The 23,964-nt window shown below is 65.2% G+C and carries 8 protein-coding genes; 4 read left to right on the plus strand and 4 right to left on the minus strand.

Features of this window, described 5'->3' with window-relative positions; translation table 11 throughout:
- The first annotated feature begins 86 nt into the window (after positions 1–86).
- From IGS58_RS08330 to IGS58_RS08340, 3 genes are read left to right on the plus strand one after another with little or no spacing between them, the layout of a single operon-like run.
- Positions 87–11,720, plus strand: a complete 11,634-nt coding sequence (locus tag IGS58_RS08330) for a DUF11 domain-containing protein (RefSeq protein ID WP_230521065.1) — start codon at positions 87–89, stop codon at positions 11,718–11,720.
- Positions 11,721–11,772: 52 nt separating this feature from the next.
- Positions 11,773–15,078, plus strand: coding sequence for a hypothetical protein (locus IGS58_RS08335; RefSeq protein WP_230521066.1), 3,306 nt, complete (start codon positions 11,773–11,775; stop codon positions 15,076–15,078).
- Positions 15,079–15,131: 53 nt separating this feature from the next.
- Positions 15,132–16,172: an OmpA family protein gene (locus tag IGS58_RS08340; protein ID WP_230521067.1), complete on the plus strand. Its 1,041-nt coding sequence runs from the start codon at positions 15,132–15,134 to the stop codon at positions 16,170–16,172.
- A 480-nt stretch (positions 16,173–16,652) separates the two neighbouring features.
- Here IGS58_RS08340 and IGS58_RS08345 read toward each other — a convergent pair whose 3' ends face one another.
- Positions 16,653–19,358 carry a M1 family metallopeptidase gene (locus IGS58_RS08345; protein WP_230521068.1) on the minus strand — a complete coding sequence of 902 codons (2,706 nt, stop codon included), beginning with the start codon at positions 19,356–19,358 and terminating at the stop codon, positions 16,653–16,655.
- Positions 19,359–19,620: 262 nt separating this feature from the next.
- Here IGS58_RS08345 and IGS58_RS08350 point away from each other — a divergent pair, with 262 nt between their 5' ends.
- Positions 19,621–20,244 (plus strand): glutathione S-transferase family protein, encoded by a 624-nt coding sequence (locus tag IGS58_RS08350; protein WP_034779137.1) that lies wholly within the window; start codon positions 19,621–19,623, stop codon positions 20,242–20,244.
- Between the two features lie 66 nt (positions 20,245–20,310).
- Here IGS58_RS08350 and IGS58_RS08355 read toward each other — a convergent pair whose 3' ends face one another.
- The 3 genes from IGS58_RS08355 to IGS58_RS08365 all read right to left on the minus strand — a co-directional run bounded on the left by IGS58_RS08355 (position 20,311) and on the right by IGS58_RS08365 (position 23,906).
- Positions 20,311–22,416 (minus strand): prolyl oligopeptidase family serine peptidase, encoded by a 2,106-nt coding sequence (locus IGS58_RS08355; protein WP_230521069.1) that lies wholly within the window; start codon positions 22,414–22,416, stop codon positions 20,311–20,313.
- 182 nt (positions 22,417–22,598) lie between these two features.
- A complete protein-coding gene (locus IGS58_RS08360) occupies positions 22,599–23,258 on the minus strand; it encodes a hypothetical protein (protein WP_230521070.1) in 660 nt (219 codons plus the stop codon).
- Between the two features lie 3 nt (positions 23,259–23,261).
- Positions 23,262–23,906, minus strand: a complete 645-nt coding sequence (locus IGS58_RS08365) for a DUF4304 domain-containing protein (protein WP_230521071.1) — start codon at positions 23,904–23,906, stop codon at positions 23,262–23,264.
- Between the last annotated feature and the right edge of the window lie 58 nt (positions 23,907–23,964).

Genomic DNA, 23,964 nt, shown 5'->3' on the forward strand with positions numbered 1-23,964 from the left:
CTGTTACTTGTTCATATAATCATGACAATTAAATGTCATTTTTATATGTATCTGTGCTTGCCGCAGTACACTTCTTAGCGAACAACATGATCAAAACACCACAGGAAACGGCAGGCCGTTCCGGCCGCCATGCAGCTTTTTCGTCCTCCGGGCGCTACACGGGGATGCTGGCCGCGATAGTCCGCCGCACCCGCTTGCCCCAGTTTTCCAAGTGTCATGTCGTTCCGCTGGCCCTGGCTTCCCTGCTGCTGGGCGCCGCCGCGCCCGCCAGTGCGCAAGTGCTGTGGGAGGATTACCGGGGCGTCGAGCGGGTGCCGGCCAATCCGCTCGCGCCCAATTACAACAATGGCTTCAACGCGGGCAGCGCTGGCCGGCTCGCCAGTTTGGCGGCGCTGGCCACCAATCCTCCCGCCAACGCGGCGCGCATGGGCACCTCGCCGCAGCTGGACTGGGCCAATGGCACGGCCGGCAATCCTGCGCAGTTATGCAACCTCGACACGCAGCAAACGTCGGCTGCCTGCCGGGCCTGGATCATGGGCCGGGTGATGTACACGCTGGTGGTCTTTCCACAGGCGGGAAATTACAAATTCAGCGTTGCGCATGATGATGACGTGAAAGTCGATTTCTCGACCCAGTATTCGACGAATTACCGCAATACCGTGTACAACGTGCCCGTGGGCAGCGTGGCCGAATATTCGAATAATGAAACGGATTTCCAGAATCTGGCCGGTAATTTCAATAGCGCCACGCCGGGCGGCTGTTATCTGGCCCGCGTCCTGTGGAATAACGTGGGCGGCATCAATTATTTGCACATGCGTTGGACGCGTCCTGACAATGTGACGGAAATTATTCCCGCAGCGCAATTGCGCGATCCCAGCCTGGCCAGTTCCTATGCCAATTGCACCAATAGCAAGACCGACCTGGCCGTCGGCAAGGTGGGCCCGGCGCAGTTCTCTGTCGGCAAGCCCTTGAGCTATACCGTGAAAATCTGGAACCGCGGCCCGGCCCTCAGCACGGGCGCTGCCTTCAACGATATATTGCCAGCCAGCTTGAGCAATGTCAGCTGGACTTGCGCCGCCAGCGGCAGCGCTTCCTGCGGCACGAAAACCTCGGGTTCGGGCAGCAACAGCGTCGGTATTACCTTGGGTAATTTGCCCGTGAATGCGGCCGTCAGCGACCCCACTACGGGTTCTTATCTGACCGTGACGATCACGGCCACGCCGGGCGACGCCGCCAGCATCGTGAATACGGCCAATGTGATCGTATCGCCCAATGAAACGGATAGCGATCTCAGCAACAACAGCAGCAGCACCACGGCCACGGTCAGGACGAATACCTTGACGGTGCTGAAGGTGCTGGCGCCCGCCAGCGACAGCGGCCTGTTCATCATGAATGCCAACGGCACGGCTGGCGCACAGGGCGGCAACGGTGCCACGGCCAGCGCCGTAGTGCGAGTTGGCAACCTCGCGACGTTAGCGGAAAGCGCGGGCACGGCCACCATCCTGGCCCAGTACCAGAGCAGCTACAGCTGCGCGCGCACGGATACGGCCGCCGTCATTTCCAGCGGCGCGGCCAGCGCGGGCAACCTCACCATGCCCGAAGCCCCCGTCACGTGTACCATCAGCAATCGCCGCCTGCAGGCGGACATGCAGGCGGTCACCACCGTGCCGCCCGGCCCCTACAATGCGGGCAGCGCCATCACCGTCACGGGCGTGTGCACGAATAACGGCCCCGACAACGCGGCCGCGCCCACCTGCGTGATGAGCGGCTTGCCGGCCGGCGCCACGCCCAGCTGCAGCGCGCCCGTGTCGCCCTTCATTCCCGGCTCGCGCATCAATTGCAGTTCGACCTTCAACCTGCCCGCCAGCGGCAGCCTGACGATCACCACGACGGCCGGCTCGACTACGCTGGACCCGATCCCCGCGAATAACGTCGACAGCGAGCCGCTGGGCGTCGTCAGCCCGCTCGTGCGCGTGCAGAAAACCGTCGACAAGGCGGCCGCCACGGTGGGCGACACCGTGCAGTGGACCTTGAGCGCCGCTAACACCGGCACGGGCGCCACCACGGCGGCCCTGACCCTCGCCGATACCCTGCCGGCCAACCTGGCCAGCATCGTTGTCACGCCCACGGCGCCCACCACCTGCGCGGCGCTGGCCGGCAACACGCTCACCTGCACGGTGCCGGCCGGCCTGGCGCCGGGCGCCAGCGCCCAGGTGATCGTCAGCGCCAGCCCCACGGCGGCAGGCAATTTCATCAACAGCGTGCTGCCGTCGGGAGGCAACGGCGCCAGCTGCGTCACGCCGGCCGCCTGCCAGACGACGACCGTCGTCAGCAAGCCGCTGGTCGACGTGACCACGACATTGAACGGTTTCCCCGGCACCTCGAACGCGGGCGATGTCATCGCTGGCGTCGTGACCTATGCCAACCTGGGACCGGGGGCGGCCGAAGGCGTGACCTACAGCCTGCAACTGGCCGCAGGCCTGGCCGGCGTGTCGGTCACTGGCGTGAGCGGCACGTATGACGCGGGCACCGGCCTGATCACGTTCACGGGCTTGCCCGCGACCCTGGCGCCGGGACAGAGCGTCAGTTTCAACCTGTCGTACACCCAGCCGGGCAGCAATATTTCCTCGGTAACCAGCATCATCGCCACCACTTCCACCGAGGTGGCGAACGATTATCCGAACACGGCCACGGTGACGGTGCCGGGACCGAACGTGCGCGTCACCAAGACGGCCGACAAGGCCACGGCCAACGTGGGTGAGAATATCGTCTGGACGATCACGGCCAGCAATACGGGCAATGTCGCCAACCAGGGCGTCGTCAGCCTCGCCGATTTGCTGCCGCCGAACCTGGTGGTGACCAGCGTGGTGGCCGCACCGGGCGTGACGTGCCCGCCGCTGGCCAGCTGGGTGGCGTCGAGCACGCAGACGTGTACGGTCGCTGCCGGCCAGCTGGCCGCCCTGAACGGCAGCCGCACGGTCATCATCACCGCACACGCCACGGCCGCTGGCAGCCTGTCGAACCGCATCATGCCCAGCGGTCCGGACAACCCGGCTTGCAGCTCGGCCAGCGTATGCCAGACGACGAGCACCATTACCAGTCCGAAAGTAGCGGTGAAGAAAACCGTCGACCATGCCAGCGTGAATATCGGCGCGTCCCTGAGCTGGAGCGTCGTGGTGACGAACAGCGGCGATGGGGTGAGTACCGCGCCCATCACCCTGACCGATACCTTGCCGGCCAATCTGGCGAGCCTGAACGTGGCGCTGGTCGGCAGCGCCACCTGCGCCGTGCCAGCGGGGAATATACTCACTTGCACGGTGCCAGCCGGCCTGGCCGCGAACGGCGGCATTGGCGGCTTTACCGTCACGGCCCAGCCCACGGCTGCCGGCACCTATGCCAATAGCGTCGTGCCGTCCGGTCCCGACAACCCGACGTGCGCCACGGCCGGCGATTGCGCCACCACCAGCACGGTGACCAGCCCCAGCGTGGCCGTGACGAAAAGCGTCGACAAGACCACCGTCAACCTGGGCGACACCATCACCTGGACCTTGAAAGCGCGCAATAACGGCAGCGGTCCGACGAACGCGGTCATTACCTTGACGGACAGCTTGCCCGCCAATGTGGGCGCGCTGCAAATATTGCCCGTTGCGCCAGCATCATGCGGCGTGCCGGTCGGCACCACGCTCACGTGCAGCGTGCCGGCTGGCCTGGCCGCCAATACGGAAGCGAGCGTCGTCGTGAAAGCCGTGGCCAATGCGCCGGGCACGGTGGCCAACAGCCTCGCGCCTTCCGGCCCCGACAATCCGGCCTGCGCCACGCCGGGTGTGTGCCAGACAACGACGACCGTCACCAGCCCGAACGTGAGCGTGAAGAAAACCGTCGACAAGGCCACGGTCAACGTGGGCGAGACGATCACCTGGACCTTGAATGTCAGCAATAGCGGCACGGGCGCCAGCACGGGCGCGGTGACCTTGAACGATACCTTGCCGGCCGGCTTGACGAATGTCGTCGTCAGCCCGCAGTCGCCCGCCACCTGCACCCCGCTGGCCGGCGCTACCCTGACGTGCAGCGTGCCGGCCGGCCTGGCCGCGGGCGCTTCCGCCAAGGTGTTCGTGAGCGCCACGGCCACCCTGGCCGGCGCCGCCGTCAACGGCGTGGTGCCGGGCGGTCCCGATAACCCGGCCTGCGTGCAGCCCGGCGATTGCGGCACCACCACCACGGTGGTCAAGCTGCTGGTCGACGTCACCACCACCCTGAATAATTTCCCGCCGAATACGCTGGCGGGCGACACGATTTCCGGCACCGTCACCTACGCCAACGTGGGGCCGGGCCCGGCCGAAGGCGTGACGTACCTCCTGCAGCTGACGCCGGGCCTGGCCAACGTCACCTTGACGGGCGCCGTGGGCAGCTACAATCCCGCCACGGGCGTCGTGACCCTCAGCGGCTTGCCTGCGATCCTGGCGAATGGCCAGAGCACGAGCTTCAATGTCGGCTATACGCAGCCGGCCGACAACCTGTCGACGGTGACGTCGACGATCGCCACCACCTCGGTGGAAGTGGCGAACGACTTGCCGAACACGGCCATGGCGACCGTGCCCGGTCCCATCATCCGCGTGACGAAACTGGCCGACAAGACGACGGCCAACGTGGGCGAGACGGTGACGTGGACCATCACGGCGACGAACACGGGCAGCCTGGGCAACCTGGGCGTGGTGACCCTGACGGATATCCTGCCGGCCAACGTGACGGTACTGGCCGTGACGCCGGGCGCTGGCGTGACGTGTCCGCCGCTGGCCAGCTGGCTGGCCAACAGCGCGCAAGCGTGCACCATCGCCCCCGGCCAATTGGCCGCCGTGAATGGCAGCCGCAGCATCACCATCAGCGCCACGGGAACGGCAGGCGGCAGCCTGGGCAATAAAGTGCTGCCGAGCGGACCGGACAATCCCGCCTGCGCGCAGGCCGCCTCGTGCCAGACCACGACTACCATCCTCAGTCCGCAAGTGGCCGTGCGCAAGACCGTCGACAAGAGCAGCATCAATGTCGGCGACGCGCTGACGTGGACCATTGCCGTGGCGAACACGGGCACGGGTGCGACGCGCGGCGTCATCACCCTGACCGATACCTTGCCCGCCAACCTGACCTTATGGCAGGTCTTGCCATCGGCGCCGGCCACCTGCGCCGTGCCGAATGGCAACCAACTGGTGTGCGCGATTCCCGCCGGCATGGCCGCAGGTTCCACCTTGAATATCATCGTCAAGGGCCTGGCCACGGCGGCTGGCGCCTTCGTCAATACGGTGGTGCCGAGCGGCCCGGACAACCCGGCCTGTCTGCAGCCCGGCGATTGCAGCACCACCAGCACGGCCGTGAAACTGCTGGTCGACGTGACCACCACCCTGAACGGCTTCCCCGGCAGCACGCACGCCGGCGACACGATTGCCGGCACGGTGACCTTCAGCAATATCGGTCCCGGCGCGGCCGAAGGCGTGAGCTACAGCCTGCAGCTGGCGCCCGGCCTTGCCGGCGTCATCTTGACTGGCGTGACGGGCAACTATAATGCAGGATCGGGCCTGGTGACGTTCACCGGCGTACCCGCGACCCTGGCGCTGGGGCAGGGCTTCAGCTTCCAGCTTGGCTACACCCAGCCGGCCAGCAATCTGTCGACCGTGGTCAGCCGCATCGCCACGACATCGACGGAAGTGGCGAACGACCAGCCGAACGTGGCGACCGTCACCATGCCTGGTTCCATCATCCGCGTCAGTAAGACGGCCAACAAGGCCGTGGCGAACGTGAACGAGGAAATCATCTGGACGATTACGGCCAGCAACACGGGCAGCCTGGCCAACCAGGGCGCCGTGGTGCTGACGGACTTGCTGCCACCAAATATTGTCATCACGGCAGTGACGCCTGACAGCGGCGTGACGTGTCCGCCGCTGGCCAGCTGGGTCGCCAACAGCAGCCAGAGCTGCAGCGTGGCTATCGGCCAGCTGGCGGCGGGCAATGGCCAACGCCAGATCGTGCTGACCGGCAAGGCCAGCGCGGGCGGCAGCCTGGCCAACCAGCTGATGCCGAGCGGACCGGACAATCCGGCCTGCTTCCAGGCCAGCAGTTGCCAGACCAATACCACCATCACCAGCCCGGCTCTGGCGCTGAAGAAGACCGTCGACAAGATTGCGCTGAATGTCGGCGATAGCCTGAGCTGGAGCATCACCCTGGCCAACACGGGCACGGGCGCCAGCACGGCCGTTGCCACCGTAACGGACACCTTGCCGGCCGGCCTGGCGGATATCGTCGTCACGCCCGCCGCGCCCGTCACCTGCGCGCCGCTGGCCGGCAATATCCTGACGTGCAGCGTGCCAGCCGGCCTGGCCGCAGGCAGTGCCGCCACGCTGCAAGTGACGGCGCGGGCCGTCGCCGCCGGCAGTCTGGCCAATAGCGTCAGCGTCAGCGGTCCGGATACCCCCGTTTGCCTGCAGGCGGGCGATTGCGGCACCACCAGCACGGTCAGTTCGCCCCTGTTAACGGCGAGCAAAACCGTCGACAAGACGGTCGCCAACGTGGGCGACACCCTGATATGGAGCCTGAGCTTGCGCAATACCGGCACGGGCCCCAGCACGGCCATCGCTACCCTCAGCGATACCTTGCCTGCAGGCCTGGCGAACGTGCTGGTCACGCCGGTGGCGCCCGTCACTTGCGCCGTACCGGTGGGCAATGTCGTCACGTGCAGCGTGCCGGCCGGCCTGGCCGCAGGCAGCGCCGCCAGCGTCAAGCTGAGCGCCACGGCCACCGCATCGGGCAGCCTTGTCAACGCGCTGGTGCCCGGCGGGCCGGACAATCCCGCCTGCGCCGTTCCCGGCGATTGCCAGACCACTACGGTGGTGTCGAAACTGCTGGTCGACGTGACCACGACCTTGAACGGCTTCCCCGCCAGCAGCAATGCGGGCGACGCCATCCGTGGCGTGGTGACGTTTGCCAATACGGGGCCGGGCGTGGCGGAAAATGTCACTTACAGCCTGCAGCTGGAAACGGGCCTGGCCGGCGTATCGCTCAGCGCCATCAGCGGCGCGCCCGGCATCAGCGGCGCCTACAACAGCAGCACGGGCCTGTTCGTGCTGAGCGGCTTGCCGGCCACCCTGATCGCGGGGCAGAGCGCCAGTTTCAACCTGTTCTACACCCAGCCGGCCAGCAACAGTTCGCGCATCAGCAGCGTGGTGGGCACCAGTTCCACGGAAATTGTCAATGACTTGCCGAACACGGCGACGACGAATTTGCCAGGCCCCGTGATCCGCGCCAGCAAGACGGTCGATAAAGTGAACGCAGCCGTGGGCGATATCCTGACCTGGACCATCACGGTGGTCAACACGGGCAACTTGCCGAATCAAAATCCGGTCGTCGTCAGCGACGTGCTGCCCGCCAACATCGTCATCGTCAGCGTGACGCCCGATGCGGGCGTCGCGTGTCCGCCGGCGGCCAGCTGGACGCCAGGCAGCGTGCAGGCGTGCACGGTGGCGGCAGGTCAATTGGCCGCCAGCAATGGCAGCCGCAAGATCGTCGTCACGGGCCGGGGATCGGTGGGCGGCAACCTGTCGAACCGCGTCGTGCCCTCCGGCGGCGACAATCCCGCCTGCGACACTGCCAGCGCCTGCCAAGCCACGAGTACCCTGGTGGCGCCGCAAGTCGCGGTGCGCAAGAGCGTCGACAAGAGCAGCGCCAACGTGGGCGACTTGCTGACCTGGACCATTACCGCCAGCAATGGCGGCACGGGCGCGACCAAGTCCGCCATCGTGCTGACTGACAACTTGCCAGCCGGCGTCAGCGGCGTACAGGTGTTGTCGACGCAACTGGCCACTTGCGCGCCAGTGGCCGGCAATATCGTCACCTGCAGCGTGACGGCCGGGCTGGCGCCCGGCGGACAGGCGCAAGTTGTGCTGCGCGCCACGGTCAGCGCCGCCGGCGTGCTGCAGAACACGGTGTTGCCTGCCGGTCCCGACAACCCCGTGTGTATCCAGGCGGCCGATTGCACTACCAGCACCACGGCCATCAAACTGCTGGTCGACGTGACGACCACCTTGAACGGTTTCCCCGGCACCACCAATGCGGGCGACCAGATCAACGGCATCGTGACCTTCAGCAATGCGGGCCCTGGCACCGCCGAGAACGTGACGTACAACCTGAAGCTGGCGCAGGGCCTGATGGGGGTGACCTTGAGCGGCGCCGTGGGCAACTATGACGCCGTCAGCGGCATGCTGACGGTACAGGGTTTGCCGTCCAGCCTGGCGCTGAACGACGTGCACAGCTTTGGCCTGTCCTATATCCAGCCGGCCAGCAATGTGTCGACCATCGTCAGCATCATCGCCACCAGTTCCACGGAAGTGGCGAACGATTTGCCGAATACGGCAACGGTGACCATGCCGGGTCCCGTGATCCGCGTCACGAAGAGCACCAGCACGGTCAACGCCAACGTGGGCGACAGCATCGTCTGGACCATCACGGCCGTCAACAGCGGCGGCGTGGCCAACGCGGGCATCGTGACCCTGGCCGATATCCTGCCGGCGAATATCTCCGTGCTGGCCGTCAATGCCGACGCCGGTGTGACGTGTCCGCCGCTGGCCAGCTGGGTCGCGAACAGCGTGCAAAGCTGCCGCATTGCGGCGGGTCAATTGGCAGCCGTGAATGGCGCGCGCAGCGTGCGCGTGACTGCCACCGGCACCCTGGAAGGCAATCTGTCGAACCGTGTCATGCCGAGCGGTCCGGACAATCCGGCCTGCGCGCAGGCCAGCAGCTGCGAATCGAGCGTGGTGCTGACGGGGCCGAAAGTGGCCGTCAAGAAAATCGCCAACCGCGCGGCCGCCAACGTGGGCGAGACCGTGGTGTGGACGATCAGCGCCACCAACTCGGGCAGTGGTCCCACGCGTGCCGCCATGATCCTGGTCGATACCTTGCCGGCCGGCTTGACGAATGTGGTGGTGACGCCGCTGCGCGCCACCTGCGCGCCCGTGGCCGGCAATGTGCTCACCTGCAGCGTGCCTGCCGGCCTGATCGGCAATGGCGGCGAAGCCAGCGTGGAAGTGTCGGCCACCGTCACCCAGGCAGGCAGCGCGCGCAACAGCGTCGTGCCATCGGGGCCCGATGCGCCGCTGTGCCTGACCCCAGGCGATTGCCAGACCAGCACCAATGTCACGAGCCCCAGCGTGATGGTGAAGAAAGTGGCGGACAAGGCCAACGCCAGCATCGGCGACACCGTCAGCTGGACGATCACGGCCGCCAACGGTGGCAGCGGCGCCACCACGGCGGCCATCGTCCTGACGGATGACCTTGCTACCAGCCTGACGGACATCGCCGTCACGCCGGCGGCCCCCACCGTGTGCGCACCGCTGGCGGCAAATAAACTGGTCTGCACGGTGCCGGCCGGCCTGGCGCCCAATGCCGTGGCCGCCGTCACCGTCAGCGCGAAAGTGGCCGCCAGCGGCAGCTTGAGCAATACCATCGTGCCGACCGGCACGGACTTGCCGCGTTGCGCGCAAGCATCCGATTGCACGGCCGTCACGGAAGTGGCGAATCCGGCCATCGGCGCGGCGCTGGGCGTGGGCAAGGTGACCCAGCTGTCGGCCAAGGTCTTCAACGTGCCGTACACGGTGGTCGTCAAGAATGTGGGCAAGGGCACGGCATCGAACGTGCAGGCGCTCGACAGCCTGCGCGCCGCCTTCCCCGAGCCGGTGGCGTGCCGCATCGTCACGCCGCCTGCCGCTCCGGCCATCGGCGGCAGCAGGCAGCTGGCCGTCAACCCGGGCTTCACGGGCGGCTGCGGCGGCAGCGATCTGCGTTTGCTCAGCGGTGATGCGGCCTTGGCCGAAGGCGAACTGAGCGTCATTACTTTCACCGTGGAAATCACCGTGCAAGACAGCAGCGCGCCGCAGTACAACAACAGCGTGTTTGCCAGCGCCCTGGGCGGCAACATCGCCAACGGCGGCGGCAGCATCAGCGTGCCGCCGGCGCCGGCGGCAGGCGCCATCGCCGCCAATCCGGGCTACACGCCGCCGGCGGGCAGCCTGGTGTTTGACGCTTCCAACAATGGCGGCGGCCATGCGGGCGCCGTGGCCACGGCCGCCGACGTGGCCGCACTGGCGGAAAAGGTCGATCCGAACCGCAACGGCAATGCGTCGGAAACCGTGGGCGGCGTGCCGTTCACGGGTGAAGACACGCCCACGCCCGTGGTCTTGCTGCGCCAGGTGGTCGATGTCATCAAGGCGGTTTCGGCCCAGCAGCAAGTCGATGCCAGCAAGTTCGAGATCAGCTACACGGTGCAGGCTGCCAACCGCTATCCTGCCGGTTACCCGACCTCGACCATGGTGCAGGTGGCGGAAAACCTGAGGGCCGTCTTCCCCACGGCCACCAGCGTCACCCTCAAGCCGGGCAGCCTGGCCGTCACGGCGCGGCCCGCCAGCGCCACGGCCTGCGTCGCCAATCCCGACTTTAACGGTGCCACCGTGTTTGGCTTGTTGAATGGCAAGGGTGACTTGCAGCCGCAGGAAAGCTGCAGCATCGGCTTCACGGTGCTGGTCGACTTCGGCAGCGTGGCGGCGATTCCCACGGTGCCGCAATTGAACCAGGTGTATGCGAGCACCATGTTCGGCACGGACGGCGGTGGCATGAATATCGGCCACAGCTACAGCGGCACGGGTACGTCGACGACGCCGGTGGCCCCGGCCAGCGTGCTGGCCCTGGCCAGTTCGGCCGATACCTTGCTGCTGCCGGCCACGCCCGGCGCGACGCCGCCGAGCTTCACGCCCGTGGTGTTCAACACGACGGACAAGCCGATGTTGTTGATCAGCAAGAGCGTCAACAAGACGCAAGCCGAGATCGGCGACAGCCTGCAATACACGATCGAGGTGAAGAACACGGGCGTGGCGACGGCATTCGGCGTCAGCGTGCTCGATAAACTGCCGGCCGGTTTCCGCTACATCGATGGCACCACCACGCGCAACAACGTGGTGCAACCGGATCCGTCCGGCAAGCCGGGGCCGCAGCTGAGCTTCAAGCTGGAATCCCTGGCGCCGAACGCCAGCGCCAGCTTCCGCTACCGCCTGCGCGTGGGCGTCGGTTCGCTGCAGGGCGACGGCGTCAACCGCGCCCAGGCAACGACCACCAACGGCCCGCCGTCGAACGAAGCGCGCGCGAAAGTGAAAGTCACGGGCGGCGTGTTCACCACGGATGCCTGCCTCGCCGGCAAGGTGTTTGTGGACTGCAACAACAACCACGTGCAGGACGGCGAGGAACTGGGCATTCCGGGCGTGCGTCTGTACATGGAAGATGGCACGAACTTCACCACGGACGTGGAAGGCAAGTACAGCTATTGCGGCATCACGCCGAACAGCCATGTGATCAAGGTCGATGGCGCGACCCTGCCACGTCTGAGCCGCATGATGGAAGCGTCGAACCGCAACCTCGGCGACCCGCACAGCCTGTTCCTCGATACCAAGAACGGCGAACTGCTGCGCGCCGACTTCATCGAGGGCTCGTGCTCGAATCCCGTGCTCGAGCAAGTCAAGGCGCGCCGTGCCCAGGGCGAAGTGCGCAGCGTGGAAAGGGAGGGCAGGGGACCGGGACTGAGTTTCAGCAGCCAGCCGGCCGCCGCACCGGCCCAGGCGACGGACAGCGCCAACCAGCCTGTCGTCGCGCCCCGCCTGGTCACGCCAGCCGATGGAGGCAGCCATGCGCAATAAGCCTCTTTTACCCTACTTGCCGCCTGCCAATGCCGCCAAAGAGAAACAAGCCATGAAGAGAACGCTCCCCGCGCCCCGGCGCATGGCCGCCGCGCTGGCCCTGCTGGCATTCCCGGCCGCCAGCCTGGCGCAACTGCCCTTGCCGGAGCATGCGGCAGGCTCCGTCGTGGCGGCGCCGTCCTTCCTCGCCGGCAAGGTCGGCGGCACCGATTACGCCATCAACCGGGGCGTGGCGCGCATCGCCGTCGAGACGGATCACGGCGAGGCACCGGCCGATGGCCAGAGCCCCGTCAAGGTGACGGTCAGGCTGTATGACGCGCAGGGCAAGCCCTTGATGGGCACGGCCTTGCTGACCATCGAGGCCAGCGGCGGGCGTATCCTGCTGCCCGGCGCGCGGACCGATGAACTGGGCCCGGAGCGGCGCGACGCCGACAAGGTCACGCCCGGCACCCAATTGACGGTGGAGGATGGTGTAGCGAGCTTCAGCCTGCTGGCTCCGGCCACGCCGCAGGACGTGCTGCTGCGCGTGTCGGCCGGTGCCGTGGCGGCGCAGGGCACGATCAGTTTCTTGCCGGAACTGCGCGACATGCTGGCCGTGGGCTTGATCGACGGCATCATTAGCAAGCGCAGCCTGTCGAGCAGCGACATTTCGCCGTCGCGCTTCAACGATGGTTTCGAACGCGACATCGTGCGCTGGAGCCGCGCCTTCAACAATGGCAAGGCCAACGTGGCGGGCCGCGCCGCGATGTTTTTAAAGGGGACGATCCGTGGCGACGCCTTGCTGACGGCCGCCTACGACTCGGACAAGGATACGCGCGCGCGTCTCATGCGCGACGTCAATCCGGAAGAGTTTTATCCCGTCTACGGCGACAGTTCCGTGCGCAATTTCGACGCCCGCTCCAGCGACCGCCTGTACGTGCGCATCGACCAGCAGAAAAGCTACGTGCTGTACGGCGACTTTGCCACCGGCGACGGCTTCAGCCAGATGACGGGCGGCGGTGCCGTGGCCAACTTGCAGCAGAGAAAACTGGGCCAGTACAACCGCACGGCCACGGGCGGGCGCGGCCATTACGAGCGGGATGGCATCGTCGCGAATGCCTTCGCCATCAACGATAGCCTCAAGCAGGTGGTCGAGGAATACCGTGCGAACGGCACGTCGGGACCATTTGCCGTGCGCAACAACAACGCCATCGAAAACTCGGAAAAGATCGAGATCGTGGTGCGCGACAAGAACCAGAACGGCAATATCGTGCAAGTGACGCAGCTGCGCCGTTTCGAGGATTACAGCTTCGAGCCGTTCAGCGGACGCATCCTGTTCAAGCAGGCGATCCCCGCGCTGACGCCGAATGGCGACCCGCAATCGATCCGCATCAGCTATGAGGTGGACCAGGGCGGCGAGAAATTCTGGACCCTGGGCGTGGATGGGCAAGTGCAACTGGGCAAGATGGTGTCGCTCGGCGGCTCGGCGGTGGAAGATAAAAACCCCTTGTCGCCGTATAAATTGCACAGCGTCAATGCGGGCTTGCGCTTCGGCGAGCACAGCCTGCTGGTGCTCGAAGTGGCGCGCACCACGTCCACCAGCTACAGCGCGGGCGGCAGTATCTACACGACGCCATCCGGCCAGGCGGGCGAGCTGCGCGATGAAGTCAGCGGCAATGCGGCCCGGGTCGAGTTGCAGCACAAGGATGACAAGCTGGAAGCGAAAGCCTACTGGCACCGTTCCGACAGGGATTTCAACAATACGGCGGCCGGCATCACGGGCGGACGGGGCGAGGCGGGCGTGAAGGCGGGCTACAAGCTCAGTCCCGCCGTCACCGTGTATGGCGAGGCCATCCGCAGCGACGAGCGCAGCACGGATGCGCGCCGCGATGCCCAGCGCCTGGGCGTGGCGTGGAACGCCAGCGAACGCTGGCTGCTCGACGTGTCCGTCCAGCACATGAAGGAGAGCGGCGGCATGCCGTCGACGGCCGGCATCGCGCCGAATACTTCGCCACTGGGCACGGGCCTCAATCCCACGGGCGGCTTCTTCGGCAACGGCACGGCGAACACGGCCATCGATCCTGTCACGGGCGGCAGCATCACCACGTTTGCGCCGATCAATCCCGGCGCTGGCACGGGCACGACGGCGCCGCTGGACGCCACCACCGTGCGCCTGGGGGCGCAATACAAGGCCACGGAGCGCTGGACGCTGAATGGCGACGTGGAAAAAAGCGTCTCCGATGCGGACCAGCACCGCTACGGCCTGGGCGCGCAATACCAGCTGGCCGAACGCAGCCGCCTGTACGCGCGCTATGAAAACCAGACGGGGCTGGCATCCGCCTACTCGCTCAATCCGGCCGACCGCAGCACCAGTTTCATCGCCGGCGCGGATACGGGCTACATGCCGGGCGGCACCGTGTTTGGCGAGTACCGCATGCGCGACGCCATGGATTACAGCCTCAGCAACCAGCGCGACCTGCAGCTGGCGTCCGGCTTGCGCAACACGTGGAACCTGGGCGAGGGGCTGGCGGCGAACACGAATATCGAATACCTGAAAGTCATGAACGGCCAGCAACAGCAAGCCGTGGCCGTGGCGGCGGGATTCGACTATGCCGTCAATCCCCTGTGGCGCGGCTCCGTCAAGCTCGAGTACCGGCGATTGTTCGACAGCGAGATCGCGCCGGGCAACCAGCGCCAGGATCAATGGCTCAATACCATCGCCTGGGCGCGCAAGCTGAGCCGCGATTGGACCTTGCTTGCGCGTAATTACCTGCTGTACACGCGCAACAACGACGACGCCAGCGGCGCGCCTGTCGGCAACGTGCTGCAGGATAGGGCGCAGCTGGGCTTTGCCTGGCGCCCCGTGGACGACAACCGTTTCAACGGCCTGGCCCGCTACGAGTACAAGACCGTGCGCGACCAGTCGCAGATCGATGGCGACAATTACCGCGCGCATATCGTTTCCACGCACCTCGATTACCACCCCAGCCGTCCGTGGTGGTTCACGGGCCGGGTCGCCGCCAAACACAACGACGACAAGAACCTGCCTGCCGGGCAAGAGAAATACACGGCATGGCTGTTTTCCGGGCGCACCGTGTACGACATCAGCAAGCACTGGGATATCGGCGTGCTGGCTGCCGTGATGGGCAGCCCGCAAGGGGGCAGCCGCCAGTGGGCCAATGGCGTCGAAGTGGGCTATCTGCTGGCGCAAAACCTGTGGCTGTCGGCCGGACACAACTGGTCGGGCTTTTCCGACCGCGACCTGACGGGCGCCGACTACACGGCGCGCGGCCCCTATCTGCGCCTGCGCTTCAAGTTCGATGAAAACCTGTTCAAAGGCAAAGACGCCACCATCAACCGTACCCTGGCCCGGCCATGAAAACTACCATGACTCCGAAAATGACACCGACGATGACACCGACGAAGATACCAATGAACGCACTGATACCGCTCGCCAGCCTGCTGGCCATGGGACTGGCCCAGGCCGCCACGCCCGCCCTGCCGACGGCGCCGCTGGCCATGCCCCAGCTGCGCATCAGCGACCAGGCCGTCTCTGCGGACCAGCAGGCTTATCGCCTGCTGCAGGAACGCATCAAGAAGCTCAACGACGGCGGCGTGCGCGTGGGCGATTATTACCTGTCCAAGGCGCAATGCTGGCTCGACGTGTCCTTCCATGAGTACACGCGCAACGATCGCTCGGCCTTTCCCCTGCAAGCCTTGCAGGAATCGGCAAAGATCGTCGCCGCGCTGGAAGACGGCAGCACGCCCAATCCCGGCGACGCCACGCCGCTGGTGAACGATGCCACGCGCCTGCGCGACGATCTGTGGTCCGGCTTTGGAACGTTGCGCGAGTCGCCCGGCTTCGCCTGCGCGGCGCAAAAGGTGGCGTGCGGCGAAGTGGAGCTGGTGCATGCGGGCAATGAGTACAAGCAGCAGGGCTGGCGCCACGCGAACCCTTACGTGCAGCTGGCCGAGGATGCGCAGGCCGCCGCCCGGTCCGCCGCCGCGGCTTGCCCGGCCGACAAGCCGAAGCCGCCGGAAATCCTGCCGCCGCGCATCGAGCATGAACGCATCACGCTGGACATGGATGCTTTGTTCCGTTTCGACAAGGCCGGTGCGGCCGACGTGCTGCCGCAGGGCGTCGAGAAAATCCGGGAACTGGCGGCGCGCCTGAAGCAGGGCTATGTGCAGATCGATACGCTTTCCGTAACGGGCCACACGGACCGCCTGGGTTCGGACAGCTACAACCAGGCCCTGTCCGAACGGCGCGCGCTGACGGTGAAACAGTTGCTGCGCGAGCAAGGCATCGCCAATGTCATCAGCGCGTATGGCAAGGGCAAGGCGGAACCCGCCGCCGCCTGCGACAAGGTGGCGCCGCGCGCCGCCCTGATCGCCTGTCTGCAGCCGAACCGCCGCGTGGAAATTGAGTTGACGGGTATCAAAAGTTCCGCGAAGGAAGGCGGCGCACCATAGCGCTACGTCATAAGGCGGTCATATGGCGCTGTTATGATGCTTTTGTTGGCACACAGCATGCAATGCGCAAATCACTACGCTCCGGGAGCGATAGGATGCAGGCATGACTCAACAGCTTAGCCGGTGAGCTCAACCATCGGCACCAGATATGTAAAACTTGTTTTATAGTAATGATTGCAGGGTGGGACAGGGGAAATGCGGGGATCGGGCGGGGATTTAATGAAGTCCTAAGCCTGTTTCCGGCAAGGGCTGGCATAGTGGATACATGGCGCACGGAAACCCCGGGCGCAAGGTTGCCGGACACCTCAATGACCGGCACGATTTCCACTTTTTCATGTGTTTTCCTGCTTTATCCCTGCGCTCTGAAACAGCGTTTCAACCGGCTACCGCACTTTGCGAAGCCGGTTTTTTTTGCCCGGATTTTCGTACAGGGCTGAAAAATGCCCGGCGCCGCCGTACTGCGGCGCCGGGCGCGGGCGCTTAGCCCGTTTGCTTGGCCAGCCACGCATCGACGGCCGGCAGGCGTTCGGCACGCACCTTGATGCGGTACTTGATGCCGGCCACGGAACTGTCGGCGTCGCCGCGCGCGCTGGCCGGCAGGTTGGCCTGCGCATACGCTTCCAGCTTGGCGATCATTTCCGGCTGCGCCGAACCGGCCGCCAGGCGCGGGAAGTAGCGGCTGCGCGAACTGGCGTCGATGCGCGCATTGACTTGCTCCAGGTGCGCCAGCGCGAAGTCGAAGGCCAGTTCAGGATGCCTGCGCGAAACGCGCGAGATCATGGCCGGGCTGTTGGTCACGCCAGGTTCATCCGTGAGCGCCAGCGCCAGCGCCCGCTGCGCCAGGGCCGCATCGTCGGTCGAGGCCAGCAAGTCGTACAGCTGGTTCTTGACCAGCGGCGTCTTTTCCTGCTGCGCCTTGGCGTGCAACTGCTCCCAGGTGGCGGCGTCCGCATGCTGCGCCACCACGCCCAGGATGGTGCGGCGCAGCGGCGCAGGCATGGCGGCCGGATCCTGTTCGCTGGCCGCGTAGCGGCGGCGCGCTTCTGCGATCACCCCCGGCTCGCCCATGTCGCCGAGGATGGAAATCAGGCGTCCGCGCAGGGTCGCCACGCTCGACGCTTCGCCCGCGCGCGCTTCCCAGCCCGTCTGCGCCATCATCGGCGCCAGGCGCGCCATGGCGAAGCGGCCGAAAGCCTGCTGGCGCGCCTTGCTTTCCGCGCTATCGCCCGCATACTGCTCATACAGGCCGTTCAGCGAGCCGGCCACGCGGCCCAGCACTTGCGGATCGGCCGACAGCGGCGTGGCCTTCACCAGTTCCAGGAAAGCCGCCGGGTCTTGCAAGCCCGCCATGCCCAGCGACTGGCTGTCCGCCAGCAAGCCCAGTTGATCGATCGGCGCCAGGCGCGCGAAGCTGCCCGCCAGCGCGTGCGTGCCGGCTGGCGCGTACAGGGTGCGGTAGTAGCCGCTCTGGCCCGCGTTCACCAGCAGGGCGCCGCAACCGGGCACGTTCAGGGTCGCCTTGCCATTCTTGATCACTACCTTGGCCAGCTTGCCGTTGCCGACCGTCGAAGCGATCACCGGCACTTTCCACGACAGCGGCTTCTTGTCCGGCTTATCCTTGGAAAATTCCGTCTGCGTCAAGGTCACGCGCGTACTGCCCTTCCTGCACACGGCTGCGCCGACGGTGATCATCGGCACGCCCGGTTGCAGGGTGAAGTCATGGGCGATGGCGCTGACGGGCTTGCCCGCGGCCGCATCGACTTCGCGCCACAGGTCGTCCGACACCGTATTGCCATACGCATGCTTGCGCATGTAGCTGCGCACAGCCGTGCGCCACGTGTCGGCGCCCACGTACGCTTCGAGCATGCGAATCACCGCTTCGCCCTTCTGGTAGGTGATGCCGTCGAAGGCCTGGCTGGCCTGTTCCACGGTGGCGATGCGCTGCACCACCGGGTGCGTGGTGCGCAGCGCATCCTGGCTCATGGCCGATTCGCGTCCGCCCACGTTGGACAGGGCCGTGTTCCATTCCGGGTGCAGACGCTCCGTGGTGCGGCTTTCCATCCACGACGCAAAACCTTCGTTGAGCCACAGGTCGTCCCACCAGCGCATGGTGACCAGGTCGCCGAACCACTGGTGCGCCATTTCATGCGACAGGGTGGTGTAGATGTTTTCCTTGTCGGTCTGCGTCGAGATGGTCGGGTCGAGCAGCAGGCCGTATTCGAAGGTGAAGACGGCGCCCCAGTTTTCCATGGCGCCGAAGAACTGGCTGCGGCCCGGCGCGGCGATGTTGTCGAGCTTGGGCAGCGGGTAGCGCACGCCGAAATAATCGTTGTATTCGCGCAGCAGGGCGGCCGATTCGTCGAGCGCGAAGCGGCTTTGCGCCAGCGCGCCCTTCTTCGTGATGACGCCTATTTCCGTGCCGTCGCTCATGGCCGTGGCGCGCTCGAAGTCGCCCAGGCCGAAGAACAGCAGATAGGTCGACATGCGCGGCGTGGTGGCGAAATACACGTGCTTCTTGCCATTGCCCAGCTCTTCGCTGCGGGCGATCGGCATGTTGCCGACGGCCATTTGGTTGCTCGGCACGACCACGTCCAGCGCGAAGGTGGCCTTGTAGTCCGGTTCATCCCACGATGGCAGCATGCTGCGCGCATCCGAATTCTCGAACTGCGTGTACAGGGCGCGCTGGCGTCCTTGCGGCGTATCGTAGTCGAGCGAGAACAGGCCCGTCGCCTGCGTGCCGATCTTGCCGGTGTAGTCGATGCGCAACAGGTACTCGCCCTTGGCCAGCGGCTCGGCAAAATGCACGGTGGCCGTCTGCTTGTCCGCATCGATATCGATCTTGCGCGTCACCTGCTTGCTGCCGCCCGCGCCTTCGATGGCGGCGGCGGCAAACGCCAGGTTCAGGGCATTGAAGGTGATGCTGGATGTTGGCGTGTCGACGGCCACCTTGATGGCGGCTTCGCCCTTGAAGGTCGAGGCGGCGGCATCCGGCGTGATCGACAGGATGTAGTGCAAAGGCGTGACGCCGCGCGGCAGCTGCGTGGTGGTGCCAAGGGCGTGGCTGGCCGACGCGTATTTGGCGGCGGGCGCGGCGTGGCCCGGGGTGAAGCCGGTGACGGCGGTCAGCGCCAGGACGGCGGCGGCCAGATGGCTGCGGCGGAAACGCGGAGTCGGTGTGCGATGCATGGTATGCCCTTCGTTCATGGGTAAAACGCCCGCCGGCCGGGTAGGCTGCGAGCGTTGATGGCGGTTGGGGGACATCGCTGGAACTGGAAGCCAGCGTTCCCGTACAGCAATCTAAGTGGAAACGGGGGCAAAGTCAACGCGCCAGGAGCGCCGCACCACGACGGTGCGCTGGTATGATGGGCGCCTGACTGCATTGCCACAGGCTGGTGCCGCACCTGACTGTCAACCACCATCCACCACTACAACGAGACGAGACCTGCACATGAAACTGACTATCAGCCCCCGCACGCCCAATCCACGCCGCGTCACCATGTTCATCGCCGAGAAGGGCATCACCGGCATCGAGGAAGTGGCGCTCGACCTGATGGCGGGGCAGCACCGCGATCCCGCCTTCCTGGCGAAAAACCCGCTGGGCCGCGTGCCCGTGCTGGAATTGGCGGACGGGCGCGTGCTGACCGAGACGCGCGCCATCTGCACCTACCTGGAAGGCTTGCAGCCGCAGCCGAACCTGATGGGCGAAGGCTTCGAGGAACGCGCCTTCATCGAAATGGCGGACCGCCGCGTGGAACTGCATTTGTTCAGCGCCACCGCCAACTGGGTGCGCCACGGCCATCCGGCCCTGGTGGCGCTGGAAAACCCGCAGTTTCCCGATTTCGCCGCGGCGCAGGCGGGCAAGCTGCGCGAAACGGCGCAATGGCTGGACCAGGTGCTGGGCAGCCAGCCGTACATCGCCGGCGAACGGTTCACGATTGCCGACATCACGGCATTTTGTGCGCTGGAATTTGCGCGCGGCCTGATGAAGTACCGTCCCGGCGCGGAAGGCTTGTCCAACCTGCAGGCTTACCGCGACCGCATCGCCGAACGCCCCAGCGCGCAGGCGAAGTAGGCAATCCTGCAGCCGGGCAGGCCGGGCAGGTCGGATTAGCGGGATGCGTAATCCGACACCACCCCATTACTTCAGCTGCTCCAGCAGGAAGGTGTAGGTCAGAGCCCACATCAGCGCCTGCTGGTCGTTGTTGGCGGCACCCGCGTGGCCGCCTTCCGTATTTTCCCAGTACAGCACGTCGTGGCCTTGCTCTTCCATCTTCGCCACCATCTTGCGCGCATGGCCAGGGTGGACCCGGTCGTCGCGCGTCGAAGTGGTAAACAGCACGCGCGGATATTTCTTGTCCTTGAAGACGTTCTGGTACGGCGAGTATTTGCTGATATAAGCCCATTGTTCCGGCACGTCCGGGTCGCCGTACTCTCCCATCCACGAGGCGCCCGCCAGCATCTTGTTATAGCGGCGCATGTCGAGCAGCGGCACCTGGCTGACGACGGCGTTGAACAGGTCGGGACGCTGCACCAGCACGGCGCCCGTCAGCAGGCCGCCATTGCTGCCGCCCATAATGCCCAGGTGGCGCGGGCTGGTGACCTTGCGCTTGATCAGATCCTGCGCCACCGAGATGAAGTCGTCATACGCGCGCTGGCGGTTTTCCTTCAATGCCGCCTGATGCCAGCGGGGACCGAATTCGCCGCCGCCGCGGATATTCGCCAGCACGTACACGCCGCCCTTTTCCAGCCACGCCACGCCCGTGGTGCCGCTGTAGCTCGGTTTCAGCGACACTTCGAAGCCGCCATAGCCGTACAGCACGGTGGGGTTGCTGCCGTCGAACTTCGTCTTCTTGGACATGATGGCGAAATACGGCACCCTGGTGCCGTCCTTCGACGTCGATTCGAACTGCTCCACCTTGTACGGCGCCGCGTCGTAGTAGGCGGGCAGCGACTTGATTTTCGTGCGCTTGTCGCTCTGCGCCGTGGCCAGGTACAGGGTGGTCGGATTGAGGAAGTCGGTCACCGTCAGGAAGTATTGGTCCGAATCGACGGGATCGAGCGCGCTGACGGCCAGGGTGCCCAGTTTCGGCGCATCGACGGCGCGGCGCTGCCACTTGCCGTTCACGTGGCGCAGTTCCGTCAGGCGGTTCTTGACCTTGTCCAGGGTCGTCACGAGGATGGCCGATTTCGTCGCCGTGACATTGTCCAGCGAAGACGTGGCCGTGGGCGCGTACAGCACTTCCAGTTCCTGCTTGCCCTGCATGAAGGCCTTGAAATCCGTCGCCAGCAGCGAACCTTGCGCATAGGTCTTGCCGTTGATTTTCCAGTCCGAGCGCAGGGTGATGACCAGCTGGTCGCGCACGGTGAATGCCGTCGCGTCGTCCGGTTTCGGCACTTTCTTCAACTCGGCGCCGTCGCGCAGGAACATTTCGCCGCTGTAGAAATCGATTTGCCGCTCGATGAACTGGTGTTCGTGGCCGGGCGTGAAATCCTTGTAGGCGCCCGCACTCAGGTCGTCGGGCTTGGCTTCGTACAGCGTTTGCGCCTGCGCCAGCGGCGTACCGCGCTGCCACTGCTTGATGATGCGCGGGTAGCCGGAGCTGGTCATCGAGCCGGGGCCGAAATCCGTGGAGACGAACAGGGTATCCTGGTCGATCCAGCTGGCGCTGCCCTTCGCTTCGGGCAGGGTAAAGCCGCCGTCCACAAAGGCGCGCTTGGCCACGTCGTATTCGCGCACCACCTTGGCGTCGCCGCCGCCGCGCGACAGGGAAATGAGGCAGCGTTCGCCCTTCGGATACAGGCAGGTGGCGCCGCCCCAGACCCAGTTTTCACTCTCGCCGGCGGCCAGCTGGTCGAGGTCGATCACGGTTTCCCAATTTGGCTCGGCCAGCTGGTATTGCGCCAGGGTGGTGCGGCGCCAGATGCCGCGCACGTGCTGGGCGTCGCGCCAGAAGTTGTAGTAATACTCGCCTTCCTTGCTGACGTAGGGAATGCGTTCCTTGGAATTGAGGATGGTTTTCAGGCGCGCCTGCAGGGCGGCGAAACCGGGCTGGCTTTCCAGTTCCCTGGTGGCGACGGCATTGTGCTGCTTGACCCAGGCCAGCGGCTTGTCGCCGAGGACTTCTTCCAGCCAAAGGTGGGGATCGGCAGGGGTGGAGGCGGGCGCCGGGGCTTGGGCATGGGCGACGCCCGCTGTGGCCAGGCCCAGCAGCATGCTGCCGGCAAACTTGCGATAAAAAGACATGGACAGGGTTCCTTGACGATGGTCGGTTGTGCCGTGTTGCTGTCAAAACGGCGCACCCATGGTGCCATGGATTGCTGCGGGGAACCAGTGTCTATAAACGACTATTTAAAAAATAACATGCTTTTCCAATATTGTTTGCTGGAACGGAAGCAGGCCGCAGAATCTGCGGCGTGATGCGCCCTTCAGGGGGCGCCAGGCCCGATCAGGGAGGTCACGGTGAGCCGTGTCTTGTCGACATCGCCGCCGTCGGGGTGATAAATCCACAATGCCTCATTGTCGCGGCTGTCGATGAACAGGATGCGCGTATTTTCCTCGCCGATGGCCAGGCAAGCCGCCAGCTCGGCAAGACTGAACGGTGCTGCCTGCTTCGAGCCTGCTCCCGCCGCTTGCGCCAGGGCCTGGGCAAAGCCTGCCAGTTGCCTGACTGCCAGATAGCTTGTTCCATCCACATCGACCTTTTTGCACAGCTCGTCCAGGCTGTACAGCGTGAAAGGATCTTCATCGCTGCAAATCGCCACCTCGCGACGCGACTTTCCGCTGTGGAGGTGATCGAGATAGGCCGGGGGCAGGGCCACTTTTTCCCTGGCCAGCAATTTGTCCAGCTGCTTGCCGCTTTTCTTCGCGACCCTGGCAGCCTTGGGCGCGGCAGCTTCGCAAGCCTGCGCTGTCCAGGCGACCGGATTGAACTGGAACATCCTTGTACATGCGGGGCAGTGCAGGAACATGAACGTCATCTTTTTGGCGACGGCCGTCGTTAAGAACGCGCCATCCGACGCTGCCATTGCGCTGGGGGCGAATGAGTGCCCGCAGTCGCCATCGTAGGGGCAAGTGATCGCTGTCATGGTTCAGATTGGTGTCGCATTGAAGTAGTGTTCCATACGCAAAACGATCTCCTCTTTTTCTTGCGGATAAGATGCCTTGGGGTTTCTTTCCCAGTAGGCCATGCCTTCGTGCAAGGCCCACAAGGCTTTTTCCTGCTTGCCGGCGATCAGATAAAAATCGCAGGCCCTGGCATGCGAGCCTTGCGCTGCGACCAGGGCCAGGGCCGCATTTTCCCAGTTGGACCGGTGGTCGAGCCAGGGAATGGCCAACTTCAGCAGATTGTCCCGCAGGCAGGCCATGACTGTTGTCCGATGGGACGGATCGACGAGCTGGTGTTCCTTGTCCTCCTTGCCATCGATGACAGGGAATTGCCAGTTTCTGATATTCCAGTCGGCCACATCGCCAACGATATTGTTGGCAGGTTCGTGAGCGTAACGCGCCTTGTGCCACGATGTATAGGATCTCGACGAAACCTGATAGTGGCTCCAGAATGCCACGCAGAGATGCTCTTCGTTATGGCGGTTGGCCTGGAAATGGATGGCCTGGACGAATTCGTTCCGCGTGCGCTTGAAGGTCAGCTGGCTTGGCGAGAACTTGAAGCCTGCTGCGCTCAGCGGCTCCAGCAAGAACGCTTCAATATGGGCGACGATCAGTGCTTTTGGCTTCATTGCGTTTCCTGGCATGGGTTGCTTGCGCCGCCTTGCTGTCAACATGCTGTCAAAACGG

The organism is Janthinobacterium sp. EB271-G4-7A (assembly GCF_020858075.1).
Taxonomy (GTDB): Bacteria; Pseudomonadota; Gammaproteobacteria; order Burkholderiales; family Burkholderiaceae_D; genus Janthinobacterium; species Janthinobacterium lividum.

Coding starts and splice junctions, on each gene's coding strand:
- IGS58_RS08330 (WP_230521065.1), top strand. CDS start 87: ATGATCAAAACACCACAGGAAACGGCAGGCCGTTCCGGCCGCCATGCA.
- IGS58_RS08335 (WP_230521066.1), top strand. CDS start 11,773: ATGAAGAGAACGCTCCCCGCGCCCCGGCGCATGGCCGCCGCGCTGGCC.
- IGS58_RS08340 (WP_230521067.1), top strand. CDS start 15,132: ATGAACGCACTGATACCGCTCGCCAGCCTGCTGGCCATGGGACTGGCC.
- IGS58_RS08345 (WP_230521068.1), bottom strand. CDS start 19,358: ATGCATCGCACACCGACTCCGCGTTTCCGCCGCAGCCATCTGGCCGCC.
- IGS58_RS08350 (WP_034779137.1), top strand. CDS start 19,621: ATGAAACTGACTATCAGCCCCCGCACGCCCAATCCACGCCGCGTCACC.
- IGS58_RS08355 (WP_230521069.1), bottom strand. CDS start 22,416: ATGTCTTTTTATCGCAAGTTTGCCGGCAGCATGCTGCTGGGCCTGGCC.
- IGS58_RS08360 (WP_230521070.1), bottom strand. CDS start 23,258: ATGACAGCGATCACTTGCCCCTACGATGGCGACTGCGGGCACTCATTC.
- IGS58_RS08365 (WP_230521071.1), bottom strand. CDS start 23,906: ATGAAGCCAAAAGCACTGATCGTCGCCCATATTGAAGCGTTCTTGCTG.